Source organism: Pseudomonas sp. MT92, from assembly GCF_058792515.1.
The window spans coordinates 43708-66340 of record NZ_JBXAFA010000005.1 but is presented as its reverse complement, the minus strand read 5'-3'; the positions used below and the strand labels follow the sequence as shown (position 1 = coordinate 66340).

Sequence of the window (22633 nt, the reverse complement as noted above, 5' to 3'; positions counted from 1 at the left end):
TTTTCACCATCGCCAACCACCGTCTAAGCTTCAGGCAAGTCAGATCAATCTGCGTGAATGGATCAGTCGACTATGGGCGCGTTATGGCAAACCGATTCGAGTAAAACTGTGGTCCCGACTGAACGTGTGGATGAGGCGCCTATACCTGAGAAACCCCGTCGCAGTCGTGTCAAGCATGGGTGGAAGGCGTTTTGGTTGCTGATATTGATCATTGCGATTGTCGTAGGCCTGGCGGCGTCCAAGGAGATGCGCACGTCGAGGTTTCAATCGCGGGAGATCAGCAAGTTTGCCCAAACCCTCAGCTATGAACTCAAGCCCGGCCCCAGTGATGCCATTCACTACCCTGGCGCCGGCCCGTTCGATCTGCGCCTGGGCTATAGCTCGCTGGGCGAGTTCCTGCCCCGTTTGCTCAAGCGTGATTTCGTCATCGAAGCGCAAACCCGTTTTTCTCCGGCGCTGATGAATTACACCGACAGGGGCCTGTTCGTGCCCTATTCCGAGAAAATCCAGGCGGGGTTATCGATTACCGATTGCCGCGCCGCGCCGTTGTACCAGTACCACTATCCGCAACAACTCTATTCCAGCTTTGCCTCGATCCCGCCGGTGGTGGTCAACAGCCTGTTGTTTATCGAGAACCGCTTTCTGCTCGACCCCAGACAACCCCTGGCCAACCCTGCCGTGGACTGGCCGCGCTTCGGCATGGCGGCATGGTCCCAGGTTGCCAAGTTGCTGCACGTACCCGGCCAGTCCGCCGGTGGCAGTACTCTGGCCACGCAGCTGGAAAAATACCGGCACTCGCCCGATGGCTTGACGGTCAATGGCGCGGAGAAAATCCGCCAGATGATCTCCGCCACCGTGCGTGCCTATCAGGCCGGGCCACAAACCCTCGAAGCCCGGCAGAACATTGTTCGCGACTACCTCAACAGCGTGCCGTTGTCAGCCGTACCCGGCCACGGGGAAGTGCATGGCATGGCCGAAGGCTTGCGGGTGTGGTACGGCTCCGATTTCAACCAGGCCAACGAAGCACTGACCAGCACCGCGACAGACCCGCAAACCATGGCGGCGAAAGGTCTGGCCTTGCGCGAGATGCTGTCATTGATGATCGCCCAGCGCCGCCCGTCCCATTACCTGACCAAGGGGCGCGACGAACTGGTCGACCTCACCGACAGCCATATTCGCTTGTTGGCCCAAAATGGCGTGATCGACGCCCCGTTTGCCGCCGCCGCATTGGCCAGCAAGGTGACGTACCGCGACTGGGCCACCCAGCCGACCATCCAGCCGATCGAAACCAACAAGGGCATCAGCGTGGCCCGCAGCCGTCTGGCCGGGATGCTCAATCGCCCGCTGTACGACCTTGACCGCCTCGACCTCTCGGCCACCAGCACCCTGCAAGGTGAACTGCAAACCCAGGCCACCGAGTACCTGAAAAAACTCGCCGACCCGGCCTTCGCTTCGCAAATCGGCCTGATCGGCGAGCGGCTGTTGACCCCCACCAGCACCACGCAAGTGCGCTACAGCTTCACCCTGTTCGAACTGACCCCGGACGGTTCGCGGGTGCGGGTGCAAACCGACAGCACCGATCAACCGTTCGACATCAATGAAGGCAGCAAACTGGAACTGGGCTCCACAGCGAAAATGCGCGTGCTGACCACCTATCTGCAGATCATTGCCGAGTTGCACGATAAATATGCCGGCATGAGCATCCCGGAACTGAAGAAAGTCGACGTGCCGGAACAGGATCACCTGAGCCGCTGGGTGGTCGATTATCTGATTCAGAACAAGGACCGCAGCCTGCAGCCCATGCTCGGTGCGGCGCTGGACCGCAAGTATTCCGCCAGCCCCGGCGAAGCGTTTTTCACCGGTGGCGGACTGCACGTGTTCCATAACTTCCGTAAGGAAGACAACGGCCGCATGCCGACCCTGCGCGATGCCCTGCGGGAGTCGATCAACCTGCCGTTCATCCGCCTGATGCGCGACCTGGTGCGCTACACCACCTATTCCGGCCCCAACAACAGTTCCGAATTGCTCAAGGACGACCGCGACCCGCGTCGTCAGGAATACCTGGCGTCGTTCGCCGACCGCGAAGGCACTTCATTCCTGCTCAAGTTCTGGAAAAAATACAAGAACAAGGACACCCAGGCTCGGCTCGAAACCTTCCTCGACAGCATGCGCCCCACCCCGATCCGCATGGCCGCCGTGCACCGGTACCTGTTGCCGCACGCCAGCCAGGAAAGCTTCAACACCTTCGTGCGCTCGCACCTCACAGGCGCCAAACTCACCGAAAAACTCACGGATGAACGCCTGATAAGGCTCTACGACAGTTACGGCCCGGGCAGCTACGACCTGCCGGACCAAGGCTTCATCGCCAAGGTCCACCCGCTGGACCTGTGGATGATGGGCTATTTGCTGAACCACCCGGACGCCACGTTCAAGGATATCGTCAAGGCCAGCCAGTTCGAACGTCAGGAGGTCTACAGCTGGCTATTCAAGAGCAAGCACAAGGGAGCCCGTGACGGCCGCATTCGTACCATGCTGGAGATCGAGGCGTTCCTCGACATTCACCAGCGCTGGCAGAAAGTCGGCTATCCGTTCGACCACCTGGTGCCGTCGCTGGCGACCGCCATCGGCAGCTCCGGCGACCGCCCTGCCGCGTTGGCCGAGCTGATCGGCACCATCCTCAACGACGGCGTACGCATGCCGACCCTGCGCATCGACAGCCTGCATTTCGCCGCCGGCACGCCCTACGAAACCAAACTGATCAATGACCCGGTCGTCGGCAAACGAGTCATGCCGTCCGAAGTCGCCACCGCCATGCGCGAAGCCCTGTCACAAGTGGTGGATGCCGGTACCGCCAAACGGGTCGCCGGCAGTTTCAAACTGCCCGACGGCAGGCCGCTGGCCATGGGCGGCAAGACCGGCACCGGCGACAACCGTATCGAAGCCATCGGTTCCGGCGGACGGATCCTGAGCTCCAAGTCCCTCAACCGCACGGCGACCTTCGTGTTCTACATCGGCGATACCCATTTCGGCACCCTGACGGCGTTCGTGCCGGGGCGTTCGGCCGAAAACTTCACCTTCACCTCGGCACTGCCAGTGCAGGTGCTCAAGGGCATGGCGCCGATCCTCACGCCTTACCTGCAACCGGGCACCCACACCATGTGCCAGCCAACCGAGGTCACCGCCGGCCGCTGAGAGAACTCAATGGAAAGATGGCGGTACATATGTATTTTTCACTCTTGGATTTTGCGAGACCGGTGCCGGCAACGGCGCCGATTCAAACTGATTTTTGCGCTTTTTTTTGACCTCATGCCTACCTAGTCTGGTCGTCCGATTCATGATCAAAGGACGATCAGACAATGCCCATTACCCCCTCGGCGATTCAAGGATCAGATCCGCTCGAGATCCCCCCGTTCGACAAAAGCATCCACTTCCATCAGGTCAGAAAGGCCATTCCGGCCTGGCTGCTGAACACCTCCCCATCGCGTGTCGACACCCTTAAATCCGTCAGGCTGACGTTGCCGGACTGGCACAGGAACGCGTCAACACTCGCTCACCGCAAGCTGAAAAAAGCCATCCAGCTCGGCTGGACCGCGCAAAACACCGCCGATAAGGCATTGAGTGATCTGCAGGATGTTTCCGCCTTTGCCAAACCCCTGTTGGAGCAAGCGCTGAAGGACCGCTTCGGCGTCGAAGACGATGTCGAGGACACCTGGATGCGCCTGTATGCCCCGGTGAAGACGGCCTGGTGGGTGCATGATTTTTCTGGCGGCACCACCAGTCGCACCGTCTCGCTGTTGGATGCCGCGCTGCACAACTTCTCCCAGGACGAGACGTTTACCCAGGACTCGGAGTTCATCACCCGCCCCGACAAACGCGGGCATTTCAACGTCAAACCGCTCAAGCACAAACTGAGCATCGAACAGTTCAAGTCCCTGTGTCGCGAACTGGACATCGGCGCCCGCTACCAACAGCACCTTAAAGACACGTTGCTCCCCACCGAAAAAGCGACGAGCAATGTCCTGCGCCACAAAGTCATTCTCAGCCAGAAAAGCGCGCTGAATGTCGCCGCGCATATCGCCCTGATGAAGCACGACCTCGACCAGGAGGCCTTTGATGTCGTGCAAGGCATGCTCGAAGATCGTTCACGGCTGAAGTGGAACGGCAAACCCATCGCCTATTACAACCTGGCAATGATGGACACGCGTTTGAGCGGCATCATCCTGATCGCCGAGGACACTGCCATCGCCAGCGGCCCGGTCCCGGTGATTGCCTATGTTCCCCATGATCCGCTGCACCCGCTCAAGCAATACCCTTCGTCACTGGAATTCATGGCTGAACTGACACGCCAGCTGCGCGATGGCTCATCCGCCAACAACTATCAACAGTTCTTCAGTCAGTTCGTGCCCCATGCGCAACGCGGGCATTTTTTCGCCGGGTTGAACGCGCGTCTGAGCACGGTGAAGTGGCAACCGGTGGCCGCCGGTTCCAACTTGCCGAGCTGGCGCGAAACCCCTGTGGATAAACCCGCTCTGCAATTCAGTGTGTCGAGCATCAAGACCGACCGCGAGACGATCTTCAACAACGACCTGTGGGGTTACCGTTACCGACAGACCCTCAACAAGGTGTTCAACGATGGCCGGGAGATCGCCATCGCCACCGAATACGCCGACCGCATGGCCCGCTGGGCCTGGTGGGACAACCTGGAAAAAATGCTCTCGGACATCCTCAACGTTGCCTTGCTGGTGGCGACACCGTTGGTGCCTGGCCTCGGTCAGCTGATGCTGGCGTACACGGCCTGGCAACTGACCGATAGCGTGGTCGAGGGCCTGGTCGACCTGGCCGAGGGACACTTGGCCGAAGCCGGTGAGCAGGCCCTCGGCGTGCTGGAAAACGTGGTCCAGTTGGGCGCGTTCGCGGCGGCAGGCGCCGCCGGCAATGTGGTACAGGCGAAGCTTTCGCCGTTTTTCGAAGGCCTGAAACCGGTGCAACTGGCAAACGGCGAGACGCGTTTGTGGAACCCTGACCTCAGCCCCTATCAACGCACCGACGTGGATTTGCCCGAGGGCGCCCGGCCTGATGACCAGGGTATCCACCAGCATCAGGGCCGGCGCATCCTGCGCCTGGACGATCAACACTTCGAAGTGCTGCAAGACCCGATCACCGAGCAACCACGCATCCGCCATCCGCAGCGTTTCGATGCTTATGCACCGACCCTGCGCCACAATGGCCATGGGGCCTGGGTGTGCGAAACGGAGAACCCGCGCGAATGGGAAGGCACAACCCTGATGCGCCGCCTCGGCCACAGCACCGAAGGTTTCAACGATGAACAACTGGAGCAGATCCGCCAGATCAGCGGCACCGAGGAAGGCGCGTTGCGCCGGATGCATGTTGAAAACGCCCCGCCGCCACCGCTGCTGACCGACACCCTGCAACGCCTGTCTTCACCGCCCATCGCGCCCGCTGCGTTACCCGCTGAAATCGCGCCGCTGTTCAATGACTTCCCCGAGCTGCCGGCGACCGTTGCCGAACAAATCCATGCGCGTGCCAGCGCCACGGAACGTCAGCGGATGACCGAGGAAAACCGCCTCCCCCTGCGCCTGAGGACCCAGGCACGGGAGCTGCAATTCGAAACGAAAACCGTACGAGCGGCCCAGGGTCTGTACCCGAGCGCGGCCATCACGCCCGACACCGAGCGCCTGGTGCTGGGCACCTTGCGCTTCAACACCGACACCTTCGGCGACCTGCGTCTGGAGATTCGTCAGGACACCTTCGATGGCGATCTGCGTTACAGCGTCGGCCCCGAGGACGCTACGCGGGTGCGGGTGCTGATTCGCGACGAAGCCGGGCAATATCAGGTGCGTGATGGCGAAGATCAGGCGATCCATGAAGCCGATGATTTTTTCGAAGCCGTCCTGCAGGCCACGCAGGAGAATGGTCAAAACGCCCTGGGCTACAAACCGGGGGATGCTGAACAGTTCAGGGAATGGGTCATGGCCAAATCGGCTCCGCCGAGCGAACGCCGGACCGTACTCGCCGAACCGCCCATTCGCCCGGTGGCCGAGCATGAAACGATGTTGTTGGTGCGTGGAGGGTGGCTGAGCAAGGAAGGCCTGACACTGCACGAACGCATTCAGGATCTTTATCCGCATTTCAGCGAGGCCGAGGTCGACAATTTCGCCAGTGCCCTGACCGCACAGGGTGAGCCCATGCCGTTTCTGGAGGAACAAGAAAATGCTTTGAACGAGCTGAACAGCATCATCCATCGCTGGAATAACGCGCATTACGATATGGAGAGCGATACACATGCACCACTAAACGGTGTCCGGGGACACATTGCCGATCGCTTGCGCGCCTGTTTCAACCGAGAGAACACCAAGTTCGGTAGTCGCACCGATCCGCACGGCTATGCGCTGGATCTGTCACATGATGAACTTCTATTACCTATGAACCTGGGATCCGAATGGCCCGAACGACCGCTGTTTAGAACTTTTCTGGACAAGGTCACGGTCCTGAAACTCGACAACACACGCTTTTCCGGCAAAGCAAACGGCTTGCTGAAAGACTTCCCCAACCTGCGCGAACTCAGCGCCAGTGGATGCGAGCTGACGAGCCTGCCAGAAAACATCGGCTCAATGCAGCGGCTCGAACGCCTACGCCTGAGCGACAATGAAATCGTGTTGGACGCCGCCGCCGTTGAGCAACTGAAACACCTGGACCATCTGGAAATTCTGCGCCTTGATGAAAACCCCCTTGGCAGGGCTGTCGACATTTCCAACATGCCCCGGCTGAAAGTCGTCGGCCTGCGGGACACGGTCATGACCACCTGGCCCGAAGGGACGTTGAGCAAAACCAGGCCTCGGGGTTTTCTGCTGGATCTTCGGGACAATCCAATCAGTCTGATCCCCGAAGTGGTCCCCGGCTCACCGCAGGCCTGGGTCGTGGCGCGCACCCGGCTCGATGTCGGCAACCTGTCGCAAGCAAACCAGATTCGCTATCAGGCCATCCGTCGTTCGGTGGCGCTACCCCCTGAGCCCATCGTGCCCTCCAACAGCCAGGCCGAATGGGTGGTCAATTCCAACTACAGCGCGGAGCACTGGAACGATGTCCCCGGCTGGGGCATCGACCGGGCCAATCACTGGTCGCAGCTGGTCGACGAGCCCCAGGCCAAGCGCTTCCTGGAAGTATTGCTTGATACCCGCCGGAGTCGCGACTTCGAGAAGCCCGGCCCGGCCCGGGATCAACTGGTGCAGCGTGTCTGGCGCATGCTCGATGCCGTCTACGTCGACACGCCCCTGCGCGAGAAGCTGTTCACCATGGCTGTCGCGCCGGTGGATTGCGCCGACGCCGGTGCGCAGTTGTTCAATCACATGGGCATTGATGTACTCGCCTACGAGGCCCACGCGTATTCCACCGACCCGGCGCAGCTGGAGCAGAAGCTGGTGACCCTGGCCAAAGGCGCGGCGCGGCTGGAACAGGTCAACGAGGTGGCCCGCGCCGATGTCGCCAGTCGTGGCGGCAACCCGGACGAAGTCGAGGTCTACCTGGCCTATCAAACCGGATTGGCAGAGCGCCTCGACTTGCCCTGGCAGTCGAAGGGCATGCTCTACCGGCCGGTGTCCGGCGTCACGGATGCGATGATCGATCAAGCCTACGACACGGTGCTGGCCCTGGGCGAAGGCGACGGTCTGGTGGACCGAATGCTCGAACAGGATTTTTGGCAAACGCATTTGAACGAGCGCCATGCGAGCGAAATGCAAGCCAACAAGACTCGCTATCAGAAGCTGTCGGAACAACTGGACACCCTTCGCGATACCCAGCGCGAATGGGCCGAATCGACGTCGGATACTCAGCGCGCCGCACTGCGCAGCCGGCTCAGGGAGCTGATGAACGACCTGCCGGCACCGGACACGGTAGTCTTCGCCGATGGGCCATTGAGCGACGCGATTTTCGACCGCCTGCTGGTCGATCTCGGTGACGCCGAGAAAGAGCTGTCGAGGCGTTTGACCCGTCAAGCCATGAAGCGCGCCGGCCAGTAAAAAGCATAAACATGAGTGTCACGCGGCGTTAATGCTGGATGTACCTGCCTCATCGCGAGCAGACAGAACGCCGCCCGACTCGCTCCCACAGGGGATCGGTGGTTGCCACAAGATTTGTGTACGACACCCATCCAATGTGGGAGCTGGCCTGCCAGCGATGGCGGCAGCCCCCCGGCACTCAGACTTCGGAGTCCCAGATCACGGTGGCCTTGCCTCCGTAGGAAGGACCGGCACCCGGGTCGAGCATGAATGCCATTTGACTCTGGGGCACTTCGAAGTGCAGCACACCCGGCGCTCTGTCGACATAAAAACCCGGTTGGAAATACAGCGCGTTGGCCGCGCCCGTTCGCAGACGCATGTGCCTGACGGGTTGCCCGCTCATGTCGGTCAGGCCATTGGGCAGGCTGACGCTGACTTGGAGCGCCACCTGGCGCTTGGACACGCGATCATCCAGAGCGCAATCGTTGCCATCAAAAGAAACGAACTCACACTCCAGTTGCATCTTGAAACGCGAAGAGGCCGAGATATTGAAGGTCTGGTCGCGGAACAACCGTACCGGTCTGCGCCCCGCCTGCAACCAGCTTTGCCAACCACCGGCGGGCACCAACTGGACTTTCTCGCCACCGGGCGGGATATCGACCTTGAGGGTGTGCTGAACGTCGAGATTGAAGTTCATGGTCAACGCCGGACTGCTCGGCAGCATCACATCGCCGAAATCGAAGTCGCCGTTGGGGCCGACCGTATAGGTCAGCGATCCGGTGTAATGGCCTGCCAACATGCCCAATGGATTGGGCGTGACCAGTTCATAGGAGAAATCCAGATGGTCGTAGCGCAACCAGGGAACATCGAATTTCGCCTGTTTATCACACGCAGCCTGGACCGGTGTTTTCCAGAAAAAACCATAGGAGTTGGGGCTGTAGTAACCCACACCGCTGTAAAGACACGGCGACGGCGCGTACACCCAACTCGATCCCCACAACAGATTATGCGCATAGCGGGAGTCAGGGTTGGTGTCCCCTGTCAGCTTCTGAACATCCTCGGTCACATACATGGAGCCCACCCCGGTAATCCGCATTCTTACCTGTTCCACCGCTCCGGAATCATGACGGACTGAGAGCTCACGCCATTGCGCCGGCACCGAGAACGTTGCGCCCTGGCGCGGTGATGCATGGTTGGCCGGGATGGCTCGATTGGAGTCGAATCGAATCGGGACTTGCAGGCTGAACGTCTTGTTATCTTCACATTGCCCGGGAAACAACTGACAGTAGCCACTGGGCGGCGTGGTGTTCTTGAATTGGTTGATGTGCGGATAGGCCGAGTCGGGCTTGAACAAGGCAGTGATTGATACGTCTTGCGCCAACGCCTGGGGCATCAGCCACCACACCATTAACAGGCTGCATAACCAGAAAAGCCTTTTTGAAAACAAAACACCTGCAACACTCATCTGTATCCCTCTCCGAAAAGCCACCCTGCTCCCTGGGGGGCGATGTTCGCTCCCACATTTTTGATCCTTGCCAGACACGGGTCAGGGCGCAGCCGCACTGAAAATCAACTGGACGGTCCCGTAGTAAGTGCCCGGCTTATAGCCACCGGCCGGCACCTTCGGTTGAATTTCCAAAGGAAAACGCCCGCCTGCCATGGCCTGCGCCGCCGACACCACTTGGCGCGGTTTCTCATCGTGGCTCAACTCCTGGCCATTGAAGGTGACCCGCAAGTAGATGTTCTGATCCTGCCGCCCGTTGAACAGATAAGGCTCGGCGTCCAGCCGCGCCTCGATCGCACTGGTGTCGTGCTTGACGTCGAAATTCTTGCGCAACCCTTCGAGCCTCGACGTGTTGATGTTCCACGGCAGGGTCTGCTCCAGATGTATCCAGTTCGTCTCGGCCGGTAGCACGTAAAAACCCAGGGTCGGAATATCCGCCCACACGTCGAACGTGCGCTCTTCCCGTGCCGCGAAAGCCTGGGCACACATCATCACGCCCACACACAGGGCGATGGCCGATTGCTTGATCATGTCAGTTACCTGTTGCGTGATAAAAAGCGGCGAGTCCTTCAGGGCGACTCGCCTTTGGCGGTGTTACTGGCTGGCAACGTGCAACGCTTTTTTGTCGGCGCCTTCAATCAGGTTGAAGCGGTATTCCCGACCGGGTTTCTTCTCGAACTCGAACGACTTGCCCGCCAGAACGTGATGTTTGGTGGTCGGCTCGCACTCGGTTTCATTCTTCTGCGAGCAGTTGCGAAACTCATCAATCACCACCACGGTGTTGCCGTTATTGCGCAGCCGGTAAACGCCGGCGCTGTCATCGATCACGCTGTCGAAACGGCTGTTCTTGGGCCGGACAAAAAACACCGTGCCAAACCCGGTCATGACGTTGACCCCCGCCGACAGGTTCTCCTTGTAGGCGTCCCGCTCCTCACTGGACACCGCGAACTCGTCTTCCTTTTCCGGCACCACCGGCACGAAGCGCACGCGAAAATAGCGTTCGGTGTCACGTGCGCCCATGTGCAGCAAACGCGTGCCCTGCATGCCTTTGGCCGGCACGATCAGCCGTGCGGGGCTGGCCATCAAGCCATCTCGGCCGCTGCCATCCGCTTGGGTTGCGACCGGTATCTCACGGTGACTGCCATCGGCGTTGTAGATAATTTCCAGGATGTTGACCTTGACGAACGCCGTGCTGTCGCCGCTGTTGAACACGCGCTTGAGGTAGGTGCTTTTGTCGCCATCCAGGTAGTCGTACACCGTTCCGACGTTGATCTGCGGACCGGCCTGAACCGCCAGAGAAAACCCGCTCAAACCCAACAGCAACCACAGACGCTTCATACTCTTGAACCTCATGACAGTGAACACAACACAGGCGCGGCCCATCGATAGACGGCCCATCAGATTTCCGAATCCCAGATCACGGTGACCTTGCCCTGATAGAAGGGACCCACACCGGGCGACAGCATGAATTGCATCTGTCTCTCCGGTACTTCGAAGTGCAGGACACCCGGCGCCCTGTCGACGTAGAAGCCCGGCTGGAAATACAACGCATTGGCCGCGCCCGCTTGCATGCGCATGTGCCTGACGGGTCGCCCGCTCATGTCGGTCAGGCCATTGGGCAAGCTGACAAAGACCTGCAACTCCACTCCCCGCCTGGAGACGCGATCAGCAAGCTGACAGTCGTAGATAACGCTGTCCCACTCACACTCCATGTACATCTTGAAACGCGAGGAGGCCGAGATATTGAAGGTCTGGTCGCGGAACAACCGCACCGGTTTGCGCCCCGCCTGCAGCCAGCTCTGCCAGCCACCGGCGGGGACCAACTGGACCTTTTCGCCACCGGGCGGAATATCGACCTTGAGGGTGTGCTGAACGTCGAGGTTGAAGTTCAGGGTCAAGGCCGAATCGGTCGGCACCATGACATCGCCAAAGTCGAAATCGCCATTGGGACCGACGCTGTAGGTCAGCGAGCCGGTGTAGTGCCCTGAAGACATGCCTAGCGGGTCAGGTGTCTCAAGCTCATAGGCAAAATCGAGGTACTCCAGTTGCATCCACGGAATATCGAACTTCGCCTGTTTGGCGCATGCGGCTTCGGAAGGTGTTTTCCAAAAAAATCGGAAGGTGGTTTCGGTATACCAACCCACCCCGCTATAGAGGCAAGGTGACGGGGCGTTCACCCAAGCCGAATCCCATAAAATACTGTGCGCAACCAAGTAGTCCGCAGCGCCGCCCACCAGTTTCTTCACATCATCAGTTTTATACCGGGAACCCACTCCGGCAATCCGCACCCGGACCTTTTCCGGTTCACCTGTCGCTTCGTGAACAATGGTCAACTCGCGCCACTGGGCCGGGACTTTGAACATCGCGCCTTGCCGCGCGGAAGTGTGGTTAGCCTGGATCGGCAAACGTGAATTGAACTCAATCGGCACCTGCAGGCCGAACATTTCGTTATCCTCACACTCACTTGGATAAATCCCACAGTAACCACTGGACGGCGTGGTGTTCTTGAACTTGTTGAGGTGTGGGTACGCCGGATCCGGCTTGAACACAGCGGTAATCGAAACGTCCTCAGCCATGACTGGCAAAGCGGCCACCCAGGCGATCAAAACGCTTGCCGACCAACAACGACTGCGTGAAACGAAAGAACGCGAGACGTTCATGTAGGCCTAACCTCCGATAATCAGATTCAACGGCGGGCCGTTCAGCCCGCCGTTTCGGCGTTGTGGGTGGCGCCCGCCAATGTGTCCGGCGAACAGCGCAAATCACCGATCATCAGCACGTTGTTTTCACTGCGGTGTTTGTCGACATCGAGACGGAACTGACAGAGCAACTGGTCGGCATAACGCACTTCCAGGGTCGGGGAACCCGCGTTCATTTCCATTGAGAAGAAGCCATCGACTTCGCTGACCCCACGGCTGGCGTGGTTGATCACGTGGTGACCCTTGAGCGGGCGCCCCTGCGGGTCGAGCAAGCGCCCGAGTACGGTGAGGGTTTTCATCACCCGCACCTTGCGGTACTCCACGCCCCCCTTGTTCAGGTGATAGCGGGTGCGCGAAGGCTCGATGCTGGCCGCCGGAACGTGATTGCCTTCGAAGTCGAAGCTCACCGAACTGTTTTTGTAGGCCGTCAACGGAATGAAATTGCGCCCCGGCCGCAGGGCTGCGCTGCCGCCGCTGAGGTCGTCGGCACGAAGGGCGATCCCGTCGATATCGGACTCGACGTCGACAATCATCCCGGCGCCCCGACCTTGATGCTGGCTGGTCAGCGCCATGCGTTGCGCACCCACCACCAGGGTGCTGTCGAGGTTCACGCCACCGGTGAATTTGTTGTTGAACGATGAGCGCTGGATAAACCCGTCGCCATTGATGGCGTCGGTGCGAAAATTCGCCAGGCTCGACAAACCGACGCCATAGGTGTCGGTGAGTGCCGTCACCGAGACGCTCTGCAACACGTGGTCCTGCAGGTCTTTGCGGTAGCCGAACGAGGCATTGTTGTCGCGACTGCCGTCACGGGCAGTGCGGCTGCCGATGCTGCCGGAAATCTGCTGCCCCGGGCCACCGAGCGCCAGGTTGATACTCAGATCCACCCCGCGATTACGCGCATCACCGCTACTGTAACTACCCGGCCGGTCAAACAGAGACAGGCGCCAATTGGCATCGCTGCCAAACAATTGGGTACGTTGGGTCCAGCCGAGGTCGATACCAACCCCTTCGACGTTGCCCTCACTGTGGGACACACGGGCGTTGAGCGAATCCTTGCGACTGATGCGGTGATTCAGCGCCAGCGATGAATTGCTGGTCTGGCCGGTGAATACATTGCGTTGGCGCACGCGAGTGCCATCGGGCAGCGTGTCGTAAGTGTTGGTGGTGTCGAGCCAGCTACGGTTGTGGCTGATTACCAGGCTGCCGGCACCGTAGTTGTAGAGCCCTTGCAGGTCGGCACCGGTGCCGTGGTCTTCGGTCTGGTAGAGGTTGGCGTAGACACTGGTGCTGTTGCCCAGGGTCCAGTCGATGGAACTGCCGTACTGGAGCGTTTCCCGCACCTGGCGTGCCGACAGTCCGAGAATCACCCGTGGATGCAGCAGATAGTTGATCGAGGCGCCCGCCGTGGCATCGCCACTGCTTTGTTGGTCCCAGTTGCTGAACAGTTTGCTTTCCTGCCCGGCGAACAGGTTGTAGCGCCAGCGCTCATCGTGGTTGCGCCAGTTGCTCGGTTTGTAGATCAGCTCCTGAGTGGTCGAGGTGACTTGACCGTCCTCGATCAACCGCACTTCCACTTCATAAATGCCGCCGGGCAATGGCCGCGTGTCGAGGGTCTGCAAACCGGCCGGGACCGCCTGTGTGTTGATCAACAGGCCATCGCGATAGATCTCCACGGACGCCTGGCGGTTGGCCGTGACATACACCGGGTATACGCTGGGTTTCGGGCTGTCGATGGCCAGGCTGTCAGAGCTGCCATACATCACGCCCACGGCGGTGTCGGGACTGGTGCCGAACGAACGGGGCTGGCGGGTCAGGCCTTCGGAGTTGGGCGTGAAGTAGCCCAGGCGGAAAAAACTGCCCTCCAGTTCGCGCTGGGTGAACAGCTCATGCACCGCATGGTAGGTCTTGTCATCCGGCCCGCCCAGGCGCGCCAGTTGCATGTTGAAGCTCTGGCTCCAGTTGCCCAGGCTGCCGCTGGCCTCCAGACCGAAACGGCCGCCCAGGTCTTGATCCTGGCCGCCGTTGAGATTGAGTTGGTTACGCACCATCAGGCCGCTGCTGCCGCCTTCCGGTTGAGCGTAGAAACGCTTGGCTTCGCTATCGCGCTCGGCATTTTCGGTGACGATCGACAGCAATGAATTTTCCAGGTTGTAGTGAACCGCCAGCATTTGTTCCGGGCATTGCCCCTTGCACGCCCCGAGGGCCACGCCGGGCTTGAGGATGTCAGACCAGGCCTGGCGCTCCCCTGCACCGAAACGGCTTTCACTGGTATCGGTGAAATCGAGCAACGTCACCCGGTCATCGCGGGACAACACAATCATCGCCTCGCCGAGCGGTTGCTGATCGAGTTCGACCCGAACCGCCAACGGAACGTCGAAGAAATGCTCCTCGAACTCTGCCGGCAAGCCTTTGGCCTGAGCCAGCAAAGTGCGCGGCGTATGATCAATAGAAGTGGGCGCCGCAAATGCACTGCTACATAACAGCAACGCAAGCGCTGCCGCGATGGGCGTCATCGGGAACATGAACAAGTACTCTGATTACGAGAAAGTCAAAGCCCGGTCGACAGACAGAGTTGTTTGTCGACCGGTTACGTTACTTGAAGCAAGTAAGCGTTTTACCGTCGTGTTTAAACTTAGACGGAAGGTTCAACCACCAACATGACAACGCCGGTGTAGTCGCCCGCATCAGGTTTACCGCCGACCGCACTGATCTTGAACGGCGCGCGATAACGAGTATTGGATTCGGTATCGCCCACAACTTCTTGCGAAGTGGTTGTCAACGCTTTGCCGTTGAGTTCGACTTTCAAATCGATTGCCTTGTTACCGGCAATCAGCTTCGGCACGCCTTCGAGTCGGGCGTTGACCTTACCGGCGGTGTGAAGGACATCAAAGTGCCCGTCGACGGTTCGCATGGAGCCGGTAGACGGGTTGTAGCTCATATCCTGGTCTTTGTTGACCAGATCCGAATCAACCGGGACCGCGTAGAAGTCGTCGGCCGGCACGTGGGCAATCAGGCTGATGGAGTGCTTGGCTTCAGTGGCGGCAAACGCCATGGAAGAACTCAGTGCCAGAACAGCCAGAGGAGCAGCGAACGCGATTTTCTTGAACATCTTTCAGTACCTGTTTTTTAAAAAGGATTAGCGCAGAAAGTTCAAGTTGAGCAAAACCGTCACGAGCAGCTAGTTGCTCAACTGAACTTTCAACGCCGAAAGATGATCGATCAATTTATCTGGAAAGTAAGCAGGCAAATTCCTGCAAGTGCGTAGCCAAAGCACTATCAAGGCAGCAAGAAAAAACCTGAAATTATTTAAATTAGAATGTCTGACTGTAAGAGAAATACTACAAGCCGGACACTAACGACAATGACTCGCAGACACTACCCAAGTTACTTCTGTAAGACCAATACCACAAGCCCCGCATTCAATAGGCCAAAAGATAATATTAGAGAGTTAACACTAATTTAAACTTTTTCACCCGTTTTGGTCACACTATTTTCGCGCTGTTGGCTGGCTCAGCGGCTCGACGCTCGGGGGCGGCCATCGGTCGGTGGGGCTTGCTTTTTTCTTAAGATATATCTTAAGTTGTATCTAAACACGACGAGAGAAAGCACAAATGAGAGACCATCATTCCCCCCACCGCGAACACGGCGACGGCCGCGACGGCTTCGAGAAACGCCCCGGACGCGAGCGCGGTGGGCGCGGCCCCCGGGTCTTCGCCCCCGGTGACTTGAAATTGCTGTTGCTGGCGCTGATCGCCGAACAGCCTTGCCACGGCTACGACTTGATCCGCCAGATCGAAGGCATATTCGACGGTGCCTACAGCCCCAGCCCCGGCGTGATTTACCCGACCCTGACCTTTCTGGAAGAGAGCGAAATGATTCAGGGCGACGCCGAAGGCGGGAAGAAACGCTACTGCGTGACTGATGCCGGGCGTCAATCCCTGGCCGAGCAAGCTGTTGCCCTTGAAGGCGTAAGGGTGCGCATCGATGTCAGTAAGCGCTCTCTGCGCGGCCATGATCGCCCGCCTGAAATCCACGAGGCTGTGCACAACCTGCGCCACGCCCTGCAACTTCACCACGGACGCTGGAGCGCGGAAGAAATCCAGCGTGTTGCGACCCTGCTCAACAACACCGCCAAAGCCATCGTCGACGGCCCCGCCGTTCAAGCTGCCCAGGAGAAAGCCGAATGACTGAAGTCGTCACCCAAACCATTCACCGCGTCATGCATGAAATCAAACGCCGGCGCCTGGAAGTGTTGCGAGTGGTCGACCTGACCCCGCGCATGCGCCGGATTACCCTGGGCGGGCCCGAGCTGGCAGGGTTTGTCAGCCTCGGCACGGACGATCACGTCAAACTGCTGTTCCCGCAGAACGCGGCGGAACAGGCAGCGCTGGAAACCCTGGTACTCGGTGCCGGCAAAAGCGACGGACCGATGCCGGCCATGCGCGACTACACACCGCGTCGCTATGACCTGGACACGCTGGAGCTGGATATCGACTTCGTGCTGCACGGCGACGGCCCTGCCTCGACCTGGGCCGAACAGGCCAAACCGGGGCAGTTCCTGCACATCGGCGGGCCGCGCGGTTCGATGATCGTGCCGGACATGTTCGACAGCTATCTGCTGATCGGCGACGAAACCGCCCTGCCCGCCATTGCCCGGCGCCTTGAAGGCTTGCCGGCGAATCGGCGGGCGCTGGTGATTGTCGAGGTGGAAAACGGCAAGGAGCAGCAAGTGCTGCTAAGCGCTGCCCAGGTCAATGTGATCTGGGTGCTGCGCGAGGGTGGCAAAGACCATTTGCTGAGCACCGTACGGCAGATCGAGGTGCCCACAGGCAGCCTGTACGCCTGGGTCGCGACCGAGACCAAGGTGTCACGGCAGATCCGTCGAGTGTTGCTCGATGAGCATGGGTTGGATGAGCAGTTCGTCAAGGCGGTGGGTTACTGGCGGCTGGATAACACTCTGGATGACTGACCGGTTTCTGTGGGAGCGGGCTTGCCCGCGATAGCGGTTTGGCAGGCACTTCAAAGGCGCCTGTCAGGCCGTCATCGCTGGCAAGCCAGCTCCCACAGGGTTAACGCCGTCGATCCAGGCCAACCATCAGCAACGCAATCAACACAAACCCCGCCAACAATCCCCCGGCATTGATGAACACCTGTGGATAACCCAGCTTCTCCACATCAACGAACGGATAGGGATACACCGCCAGCAAATGCCCGCGCAGCAGCGAATAGCCGAAGTACAGCAGTGGATAAATCACCCACACCGCGATGTGTCCCAGCCGCAATAAGCCCTTGGGCACACAACACCACCAATACACCAGGAACAGCAGCGGCATGATGTCGTGCAGCAGCTCATCGGCCAGCCACTGCCAGCCCTGCGGGTGCCACAAATGGCGCAGTAACAGGTTGTAGGCCAGGCTGACCACGGCGATGCTCACGGCAACGCCGCTACTGACCGACGATTGCAAAAACCAGCGCCGTGCAGCGGATTCGCGGGACGTCAATTCACAAGTCAGGACCGTCGCCACCAACGTATTGCTGAGCACGGTGAAGTAGCTGAAAAAGCTCATCAACCCACCCAGCAGGCTGGCGCCCAGGGTCCACCGCGAATAGAAAATCAGGTACATCTGGATGCTCAGGCCGGCCCAGCCCAGGACCGCTGCGATGGCAACAAAATGACGTCGTGCAACAGACCCGGTCGCCATCGGGTTGACCCTGTTCAGAGCGGACGCTTGGTGCGCATCAATTTCACGTAAAGGCGCTCGACCTTCTCCCGTGCCCAAGGGGTTTTACGCAGGAAGGTCAGGCTCGACTTGATGCTCGGGTCACTTTTGAAGCAACGAATATCGATGCGCTCGGCCAGACCCGACCACTCATAGTGTTCAACCAGCGCGTTAAGGATCTGTTCCAGGGTCACGCCGTGCAGCGGGTCAGTGTTGTGTTCGGTCATGCCGGGCCTTCGAGCAGAGTGAGGATTGGAAGCCGCGCACCTTAGCCGAGGGCTTCTTCGGGTGGAAGCGATCTATTAAATGTAGGTGATCCTGTAAGAGCGAGCTTGCTCGCGAAAAACGCAATGACACCGCTGGGCATCGGGTTTGACGCGTTTTCGTTCAAGTCCATCGCGAGCAGGCTCGCTCCTACACTGTTACGGATTGCGAAAGAATTCATCTCAACAAAGCGCTTTCTCTATTTGTAACAGAACATTATCCTTGCACCGTCCTTAGCTGAAACGCTTCCGCTAATACGTATCTCGCCTGCCGTTTCCAATCATCCCCAGAAAAAGATCAAGAATTTCCCCTCTATGCCTGATTTACAATCTCCGAAAGACAGCGCTGTCTTTACGCCTGTCGCCTGCCGAAACGCCTTGAACCTGATCGGCGGATTGACCGCGATGAGCTTCGTCACCTGCGCCCAGGCTGCGGCGGCCTTTGATAGCGATTCACCGTGGATGCTCGGCGACTGGAACGGCACGCGCACCGAACTGGCGGAAAAGGGCTACGAATTCAAACTGGATTACACCGGCGAAATGGGCAGCAACCTGCACGGCGGCTACGACCATGACCGCACCGCGCGCTACAGCGACCAGTTCGGCCTCGGTACGCATCTGGATCTGCAGAAGATCCTCGGCTGGAACGACGCCGAATTTCAGCTGACCGTGACCAAACGCAGCGGCAACAACATCAGCAACGACCGGATCAACGATCCGCGTGTCGGCGGCTTCACCTCGGCCCAGGAAGTCTGGGGGCGTGGCCAGACCACGCGCCTGACGCAGATGTGGTATCAGCAGAAATTCCTCGACCAGACACTCGACATCAAGGTCGGCCGCTTTGGCGAAGGCGAAGACTTCAACAGCTTCCCTTGCGACTTCCAGAACCTGGCGTTCTGCGGCTCCCAGGTCGGCAACTGGGCCGGTGGCATCTGGTACAACTGGCCGGTCAGCCAATGGGCGATGCGGGTCAAATATCACCTGACGCCCGAGCTGTACGCACAGGTCGGTGCCTACGAGCAAAACCCGTCGAACCTTGATCGTGACAACGGCTTCAAGCTCAGCGGCAGCGGCACCCAAGGCACGGTCCTGCCGGTGGAACTGGTGTGGGCGCCGAAGCTCAATGGCCTGCCGGGCGAATACCGCGCCGGTTACTACTACAGCAGCGCCAAGGCCACGGACGTCTACAAGGACAGCAACGGCCAGCCTGCGGCCCTGAGCGGTGAGGCTTACCGCAGCGCGTCGAGCAAGCACGGCGTATGGCTCGGCCTTCAGCAGCAGGTCACCAGCGTCGCCAGCGATCACAGTCGCGGTTTGAGCCTGTTCGCCAACGGCACGATGCACGACAAGAAGACCAACGCCATCGACAACTATGTCCAGGCCGGCCTCGTCTACAAAGGCCTGTTCGATGCCCGCGCCAAGGATGACATCGGCTTCGCCATGGCCCGCGTCCACGTCAACCCGGCCTACCGCAAAAACGCCGAAGCGACCAATCAGGCCCACGCCGTCTTCGATTACGACGACCCGGCCTTCCTGCCGCCCCAGGACACCGAATACAGCGCCGAACTCTATTACGGCGTGCACGTCACCCACTGGCTGACCGTGCGCCCGAACTTGCAGTACATCCGTCACCCCGGTGGCGTGGACCAGGTCGATGACGCGCTGATTGGCGGGATCAAGGTCCAGTCGTCGTTCTGACCAATGCCACAAAACCTGTAGGAGCGAGCCTGCTCGCGATGGACCCGAAAGCTACGCGGGGTGTCAGGCACCCAACGTCATCGTTCACGTCCATCGCGAGCAGGCTCGCTCCTACAGGTGGTTGCATCAATCAAACCGTTTTTATCTGAACCATGCCCGCGCCGGATCGTCATCTACAGTGAACTGGCGCGGGACAACTTGAAACGTCACGGAGAATCACACTATGAGCACTGAGGGTGCCTTGGGTCGAAGCCGTCTATTGCCGACCTTGCTCGGCATACTGCTTCTGCTAATGGGCCTGGCCATGCTGGCCGGGGGGATCAAGCTGAGCATGCTGGGCGGCTCGCTGTACTACCTGCTGGCCGGTATCGGCATCGCGTTGACCGGCGTTCTGCTGATCACCGCCCGTCGCGCCGCACTGGGCCTGTACGCGCTGGTGCTGTTCACCAGCACCGTCTGGGCCTTGTGGGAAGTGGGCCTCGACTGGTGGCAATTGGTGCCGCGCCTGGCGCTGTGGTTCGCCCTGGGTGTGGTGATGCTGTTGCCGTGGTTCCGCCGTCCATTGCTGCGTGACGGCACTGCGCCACTGGGCACCGGCGCATTGAGCGTGGCCGTGGTGCTGGCCGGTGCAACCGCCCTTGCCAGCCAGTTCACCCACCCCGGTGAAGTCCTCGGCGAGTTGGGCCGCGACAGCGCCGACATGACCAGCACCGCGCCACAAATGCCCGAAGGCGACTGGCAGGCCTATGGCCGCAGCGAATTCGGTGATCGCTACTCGCCGCTCAAGCAAATCACCCCCGGCAACGTCGGCAAGTTGCAAGAAGCCTGGCGCATTCGCACCGGCGACCTGCCGACCGCCGATGACCCGGTGGAACTGACCAACGAGAACACCCCGCTCAAAGCCAACGGCATGCTCTACGCCTGCACCGCCCACAGCAAGGTGCTGGCGCTGGACCCGGACACCGGCAAGGAAATCTGGCGCTTCGACCCGCAAATCAAGAGCCCGGTGGGCTTCAAGGGCTTCGCCCACATGACCTGCCGTGGCGTGTCGTACTACGACGAAGCCGCTTACGCCAAGTCTGAAAACGCCGCATCGGCTGTCATCTCCGAGGCCGGTAAAGCCGTTGCCCAGGCTTGCCCGCGTCGCCTGTACCTGCCGACCGCCGATGCGCGCCTGATCGCACTGAATGCCGACACCGGCAAGATCTGCGAAGGCTTCGGCAACAACGGCGTGGTGGACCTGACCCAGGGCATCGGCCCGTTCACACCGGGTGGCTACTACTCCACCTCGCCGGCCGCGATCACCCGTGACCTGGTGATCATGGGTGGCCACGTCACCGACAACGAGTCGACCAACGAGCCGTCCGGCGTGATCCGCGCCTACGACGTGCGCGACGGTCACCTGGTGTGGAACTGGGACAGCAACAACCCGGACGCCACCGAGCCGTTGGCACCGGGCCAGATCTACAGCCGCAACTCGGCGAACATGTGGTCGCTGGCCAGCGTCGACGAAAAACTCGGCATGGTTTACCTGCCGCTGGGCAATCAGACGCCTGACCAGTGGGGCGCGGACCGCACCCCTGGCGCGGAAAAATTCAGCGCCGGCCTGGTCGCTCTGGACCTGGCCACCGGCAAGGTGCGCTGGAACTACCAGTTCACCCACCATGACCTGTGGGACATGGACGTCGGCAGCCAGCCAACCCTGCTGGACATGAAAACCGCTGACGGCATCAAGCCGGCTGTGATCCAACCGACCAAGCAAGGCAGCCTGTACGTCCTCGACCGTCGCGACGGCACGCCGATCATTCCGATCCGTGAAATCCCGGTCCCGCAAGGCGCCGTGAAGGGTGACCACACCGCACCGACCCAGGCCCGTTCGGACCTGAACCTGCTGGCCCCGGAACTGACCGAAAAAGCCATGTGGGGTGCCAGTCCGTTCGACCAGATGCTGTGCCGCATCCAGTTCAAGGAACTGCGTTACGAAGGCCAGTACACTCCGCCATCGGAACAGGGCAGCCTGATCTATCCCGGCAACGTCGGCGTGTTCAACTGGGGCGGCGTGTCGGTCGACCCGGTTCGCCAGCTGTTGTTCACCAGCCCGAACTACATGGCCTTCGTCTCGAAAATGGTACCGCGTGCCCAAGTGGCGGCCGGCAGCAAGCGCGAGAGCGAAACCGCAGGCGTGCAACCAAACACGGGCGCCCCGTACGCGGTGATCATGCACCCGTTCATGTCGCCGTTCGGCGTGCCATGCCAGGCGCCGTCCTGGGGTTACGTGGCCGGTATCGACCTGACCACCAGCAAAATCGTGTGGAAACGCAAGAACGGCACCAGCCGCGACAGCTCGCCGCTGCCGATCGGCCTGACCCTTGGCGTGCCAAGCATGGGCGGCTCGATGGTCACTGCCGGCGGCGTCGGCTTCCTCAGCGGCACCCTGGATCAGTACCTGCGCGCCTATGACGTCAACACCGGCAAGGAACTCTGGAAGTCGCGCCTGCCGGCCGGCGGCCAGGCGACACCAATGACCTACACCGGCAAGGACGGCAAACAATACGTGCTGCTCGTGGTCGGCGGTCATGGTTCGCTGGGGACCAAGATGGGTGACTATGTGATTGCGTACAAACTGCCCGAGTAAGTTTTAGCGGCAGTAAAACGAAAGGCGACGCCCTCACAGGCGTCGCCTTTTTTGTGCCCGCAGATTTCAAACCACTGCACGCCCCACCCCTGTAGG

14 protein-coding genes are annotated in these 22633 nt (G+C 60.0%); 6 read left to right on the top strand and 8 right to left on the bottom strand.

Annotated elements, in window-relative coordinates; all coding sequences use genetic code 11:
* Nucleotides 1-72: 72 nt before the first annotated feature.
* Nucleotides 73-3192 carry a transglycosylase domain-containing protein gene (locus AC1Q6D_RS10695; protein ID WP_103406328.1) on the top strand — a complete coding sequence of 1040 codons (3120 nt, stop codon included), beginning with the start codon at nt 73-75 and terminating at the stop codon, nt 3190-3192.
* A 164-nt stretch (nt 3193-3356) separates the two neighbouring features.
* Complete coding sequence (locus AC1Q6D_RS10690) at nt 3357-8036, top strand: NEL-type E3 ubiquitin ligase domain-containing protein (RefSeq protein WP_103406329.1); 4680 nt, start codon at nt 3357-3359, stop codon at nt 8034-8036.
* A gap of 178 nt (nt 8037-8214) precedes the next feature.
* Here the strand turns inward: AC1Q6D_RS10690 and AC1Q6D_RS10685 are convergent, their stop codons facing one another.
* The 6 genes from AC1Q6D_RS10685 to AC1Q6D_RS10660 form a co-directional block, all read right to left on the bottom strand.
* Entirely contained in the window at nt 8215-9408 is a 1194-nt protein-coding gene (locus AC1Q6D_RS10685; RefSeq protein WP_256590386.1) for a DUF2771 domain-containing protein, read from the bottom strand.
* Nucleotides 9409-9561: 153 nt separating this feature from the next.
* Nucleotides 9562-10050: a CS1 type fimbrial major subunit gene (locus AC1Q6D_RS10680; RefSeq protein WP_103406331.1), complete on the bottom strand. Its 489-nt coding sequence runs from the start codon at nt 10048-10050 to the stop codon at nt 9562-9564.
* 63 nt (nt 10051-10113) lie between these two features.
* Complete coding sequence (locus AC1Q6D_RS10675) at nt 10114-10857, bottom strand: pilus assembly protein (RefSeq protein ID WP_103406332.1); 744 nt, start codon at nt 10855-10857, stop codon at nt 10114-10116.
* 59 nt (nt 10858-10916) lie between these two features.
* The gene (locus AC1Q6D_RS10670) at nt 10917-12179 is read right to left on the bottom strand and encodes a hypothetical protein (protein WP_103406333.1); all 1263 of its coding nucleotides are present in this window, start codon (nt 12177-12179) and stop codon (nt 10917-10919) included.
* A 41-nt stretch (nt 12180-12220) separates the two neighbouring features.
* Nucleotides 12221-14743, bottom strand: coding sequence for a CS1-pili formation C-terminal domain-containing protein (locus tag AC1Q6D_RS10665; RefSeq protein WP_103406334.1), 2523 nt, complete (start codon nt 14741-14743; stop codon nt 12221-12223).
* Between the two features lie 110 nt (nt 14744-14853).
* Nucleotides 14854-15330 (bottom strand): CS1 type fimbrial major subunit, encoded by a 477-nt coding sequence (locus AC1Q6D_RS10660; RefSeq protein ID WP_103406335.1) that lies wholly within the window; start codon nt 15328-15330, stop codon nt 14854-14856.
* 502 nt (nt 15331-15832) lie between these two features.
* Here AC1Q6D_RS10660 and AC1Q6D_RS10655 point away from each other — a divergent pair.
* Together AC1Q6D_RS10655 and AC1Q6D_RS10650 are read left to right on the top strand one after the other, a co-directional pair.
* Nucleotides 15833-16408 (top strand): PadR family transcriptional regulator, encoded by a 576-nt coding sequence (locus AC1Q6D_RS10655; RefSeq protein ID WP_103406336.1) that lies wholly within the window; start codon nt 15833-15835, stop codon nt 16406-16408.
* Entirely contained in the window at nt 16405-17190 is a 786-nt protein-coding gene (locus AC1Q6D_RS10650) for a siderophore-interacting protein (protein ID WP_103406337.1), read from the top strand. The genes AC1Q6D_RS10655 and AC1Q6D_RS10650 overlap by 4 nt, the downstream gene beginning before the upstream one ends.
* A gap of 100 nt (nt 17191-17290) precedes the next feature.
* Here AC1Q6D_RS10650 and AC1Q6D_RS10645 read toward each other — a convergent pair whose 3' ends face one another.
* Both AC1Q6D_RS10645 and AC1Q6D_RS10640 read right to left on the bottom strand, forming a co-directional pair.
* Nucleotides 17291-17923 (bottom strand): Pr6Pr family membrane protein, encoded by a 633-nt coding sequence (locus AC1Q6D_RS10645; RefSeq protein WP_103406338.1) that lies wholly within the window; start codon nt 17921-17923, stop codon nt 17291-17293.
* 14 nt (nt 17924-17937) lie between these two features.
* A complete protein-coding gene (locus tag AC1Q6D_RS10640; RefSeq protein WP_007985772.1) occupies nt 17938-18168 on the bottom strand; it encodes a VF530 family protein in 231 nt (76 codons plus the stop codon).
* Between the two features lie 351 nt (nt 18169-18519).
* On the opposite strand from AC1Q6D_RS10640, the gene AC1Q6D_RS10635 reads away from it, so the two are divergent.
* Nucleotides 18520-19902, top strand: coding sequence for a carbohydrate porin (locus AC1Q6D_RS10635; RefSeq protein ID WP_103406339.1), 1383 nt, complete (start codon nt 18520-18522; stop codon nt 19900-19902).
* Between the two features lie 223 nt (nt 19903-20125).
* Nucleotides 20126-22537 carry a glucose/quinate/shikimate family membrane-bound PQQ-dependent dehydrogenase gene (locus AC1Q6D_RS10630; protein ID WP_103405794.1) on the top strand — a complete coding sequence of 804 codons (2412 nt, stop codon included), beginning with the start codon at nt 20126-20128 and terminating at the stop codon, nt 22535-22537.
* The last annotated feature ends 96 nt before the right edge of the window (nt 22538-22633 follow it).

What these genes read in the sequence shown, in the direction of transcription:
- AC1Q6D_RS10695 (WP_103406328.1), top strand. Translation starts at nt 73, where the DNA reads ATGGGCGCGTTATGGCAAACCGATTCGAGTAAAACTGTGGTCCCGACT.
- AC1Q6D_RS10690 (WP_103406329.1), top strand. Translation starts at nt 3,357, where the DNA reads ATGCCCATTACCCCCTCGGCGATTCAAGGATCAGATCCGCTCGAGATC.
- AC1Q6D_RS10685 (WP_256590386.1), bottom strand. Translation starts at nt 9,408, where the DNA reads ATGCCCCAGGCGTTGGCGCAAGACGTATCAATCACTGCCTTGTTCAAG.
- AC1Q6D_RS10680 (WP_103406331.1), bottom strand. Translation starts at nt 10,050, where the DNA reads ATGATCAAGCAATCGGCCATCGCCCTGTGTGTGGGCGTGATGATGTGT.
- AC1Q6D_RS10675 (WP_103406332.1), bottom strand. Translation starts at nt 10,857, where the DNA reads ATGAAGCGTCTGTGGTTGCTGTTGGGTTTGAGCGGGTTTTCTCTGGCG.
- AC1Q6D_RS10670 (WP_103406333.1), bottom strand. Translation starts at nt 12,179, where the DNA reads ATGAACGTCTCGCGTTCTTTCGTTTCACGCAGTCGTTGTTGGTCGGCA.
- AC1Q6D_RS10665 (WP_103406334.1), bottom strand. Translation starts at nt 14,743, where the DNA reads ATGTTCCCGATGACGCCCATCGCGGCAGCGCTTGCGTTGCTGTTATGT.
- AC1Q6D_RS10660 (WP_103406335.1), bottom strand. Translation starts at nt 15,330, where the DNA reads ATGTTCAAGAAAATCGCGTTCGCTGCTCCTCTGGCTGTTCTGGCACTG.
- AC1Q6D_RS10655 (WP_103406336.1), top strand. Translation starts at nt 15,833, where the DNA reads ATGAGAGACCATCATTCCCCCCACCGCGAACACGGCGACGGCCGCGAC.
- AC1Q6D_RS10650 (WP_103406337.1), top strand. Translation starts at nt 16,405, where the DNA reads ATGACTGAAGTCGTCACCCAAACCATTCACCGCGTCATGCATGAAATC.
- AC1Q6D_RS10645 (WP_103406338.1), bottom strand. Translation starts at nt 17,923, where the DNA reads ATGGCGACCGGGTCTGTTGCACGACGTCATTTTGTTGCCATCGCAGCG.
- AC1Q6D_RS10640 (WP_007985772.1), bottom strand. Translation starts at nt 18,168, where the DNA reads ATGACCGAACACAACACTGACCCGCTGCACGGCGTGACCCTGGAACAG.
- AC1Q6D_RS10635 (WP_103406339.1), top strand. Translation starts at nt 18,520, where the DNA reads ATGCCTGATTTACAATCTCCGAAAGACAGCGCTGTCTTTACGCCTGTC.
- AC1Q6D_RS10630 (WP_103405794.1), top strand. Translation starts at nt 20,126, where the DNA reads ATGAGCACTGAGGGTGCCTTGGGTCGAAGCCGTCTATTGCCGACCTTG.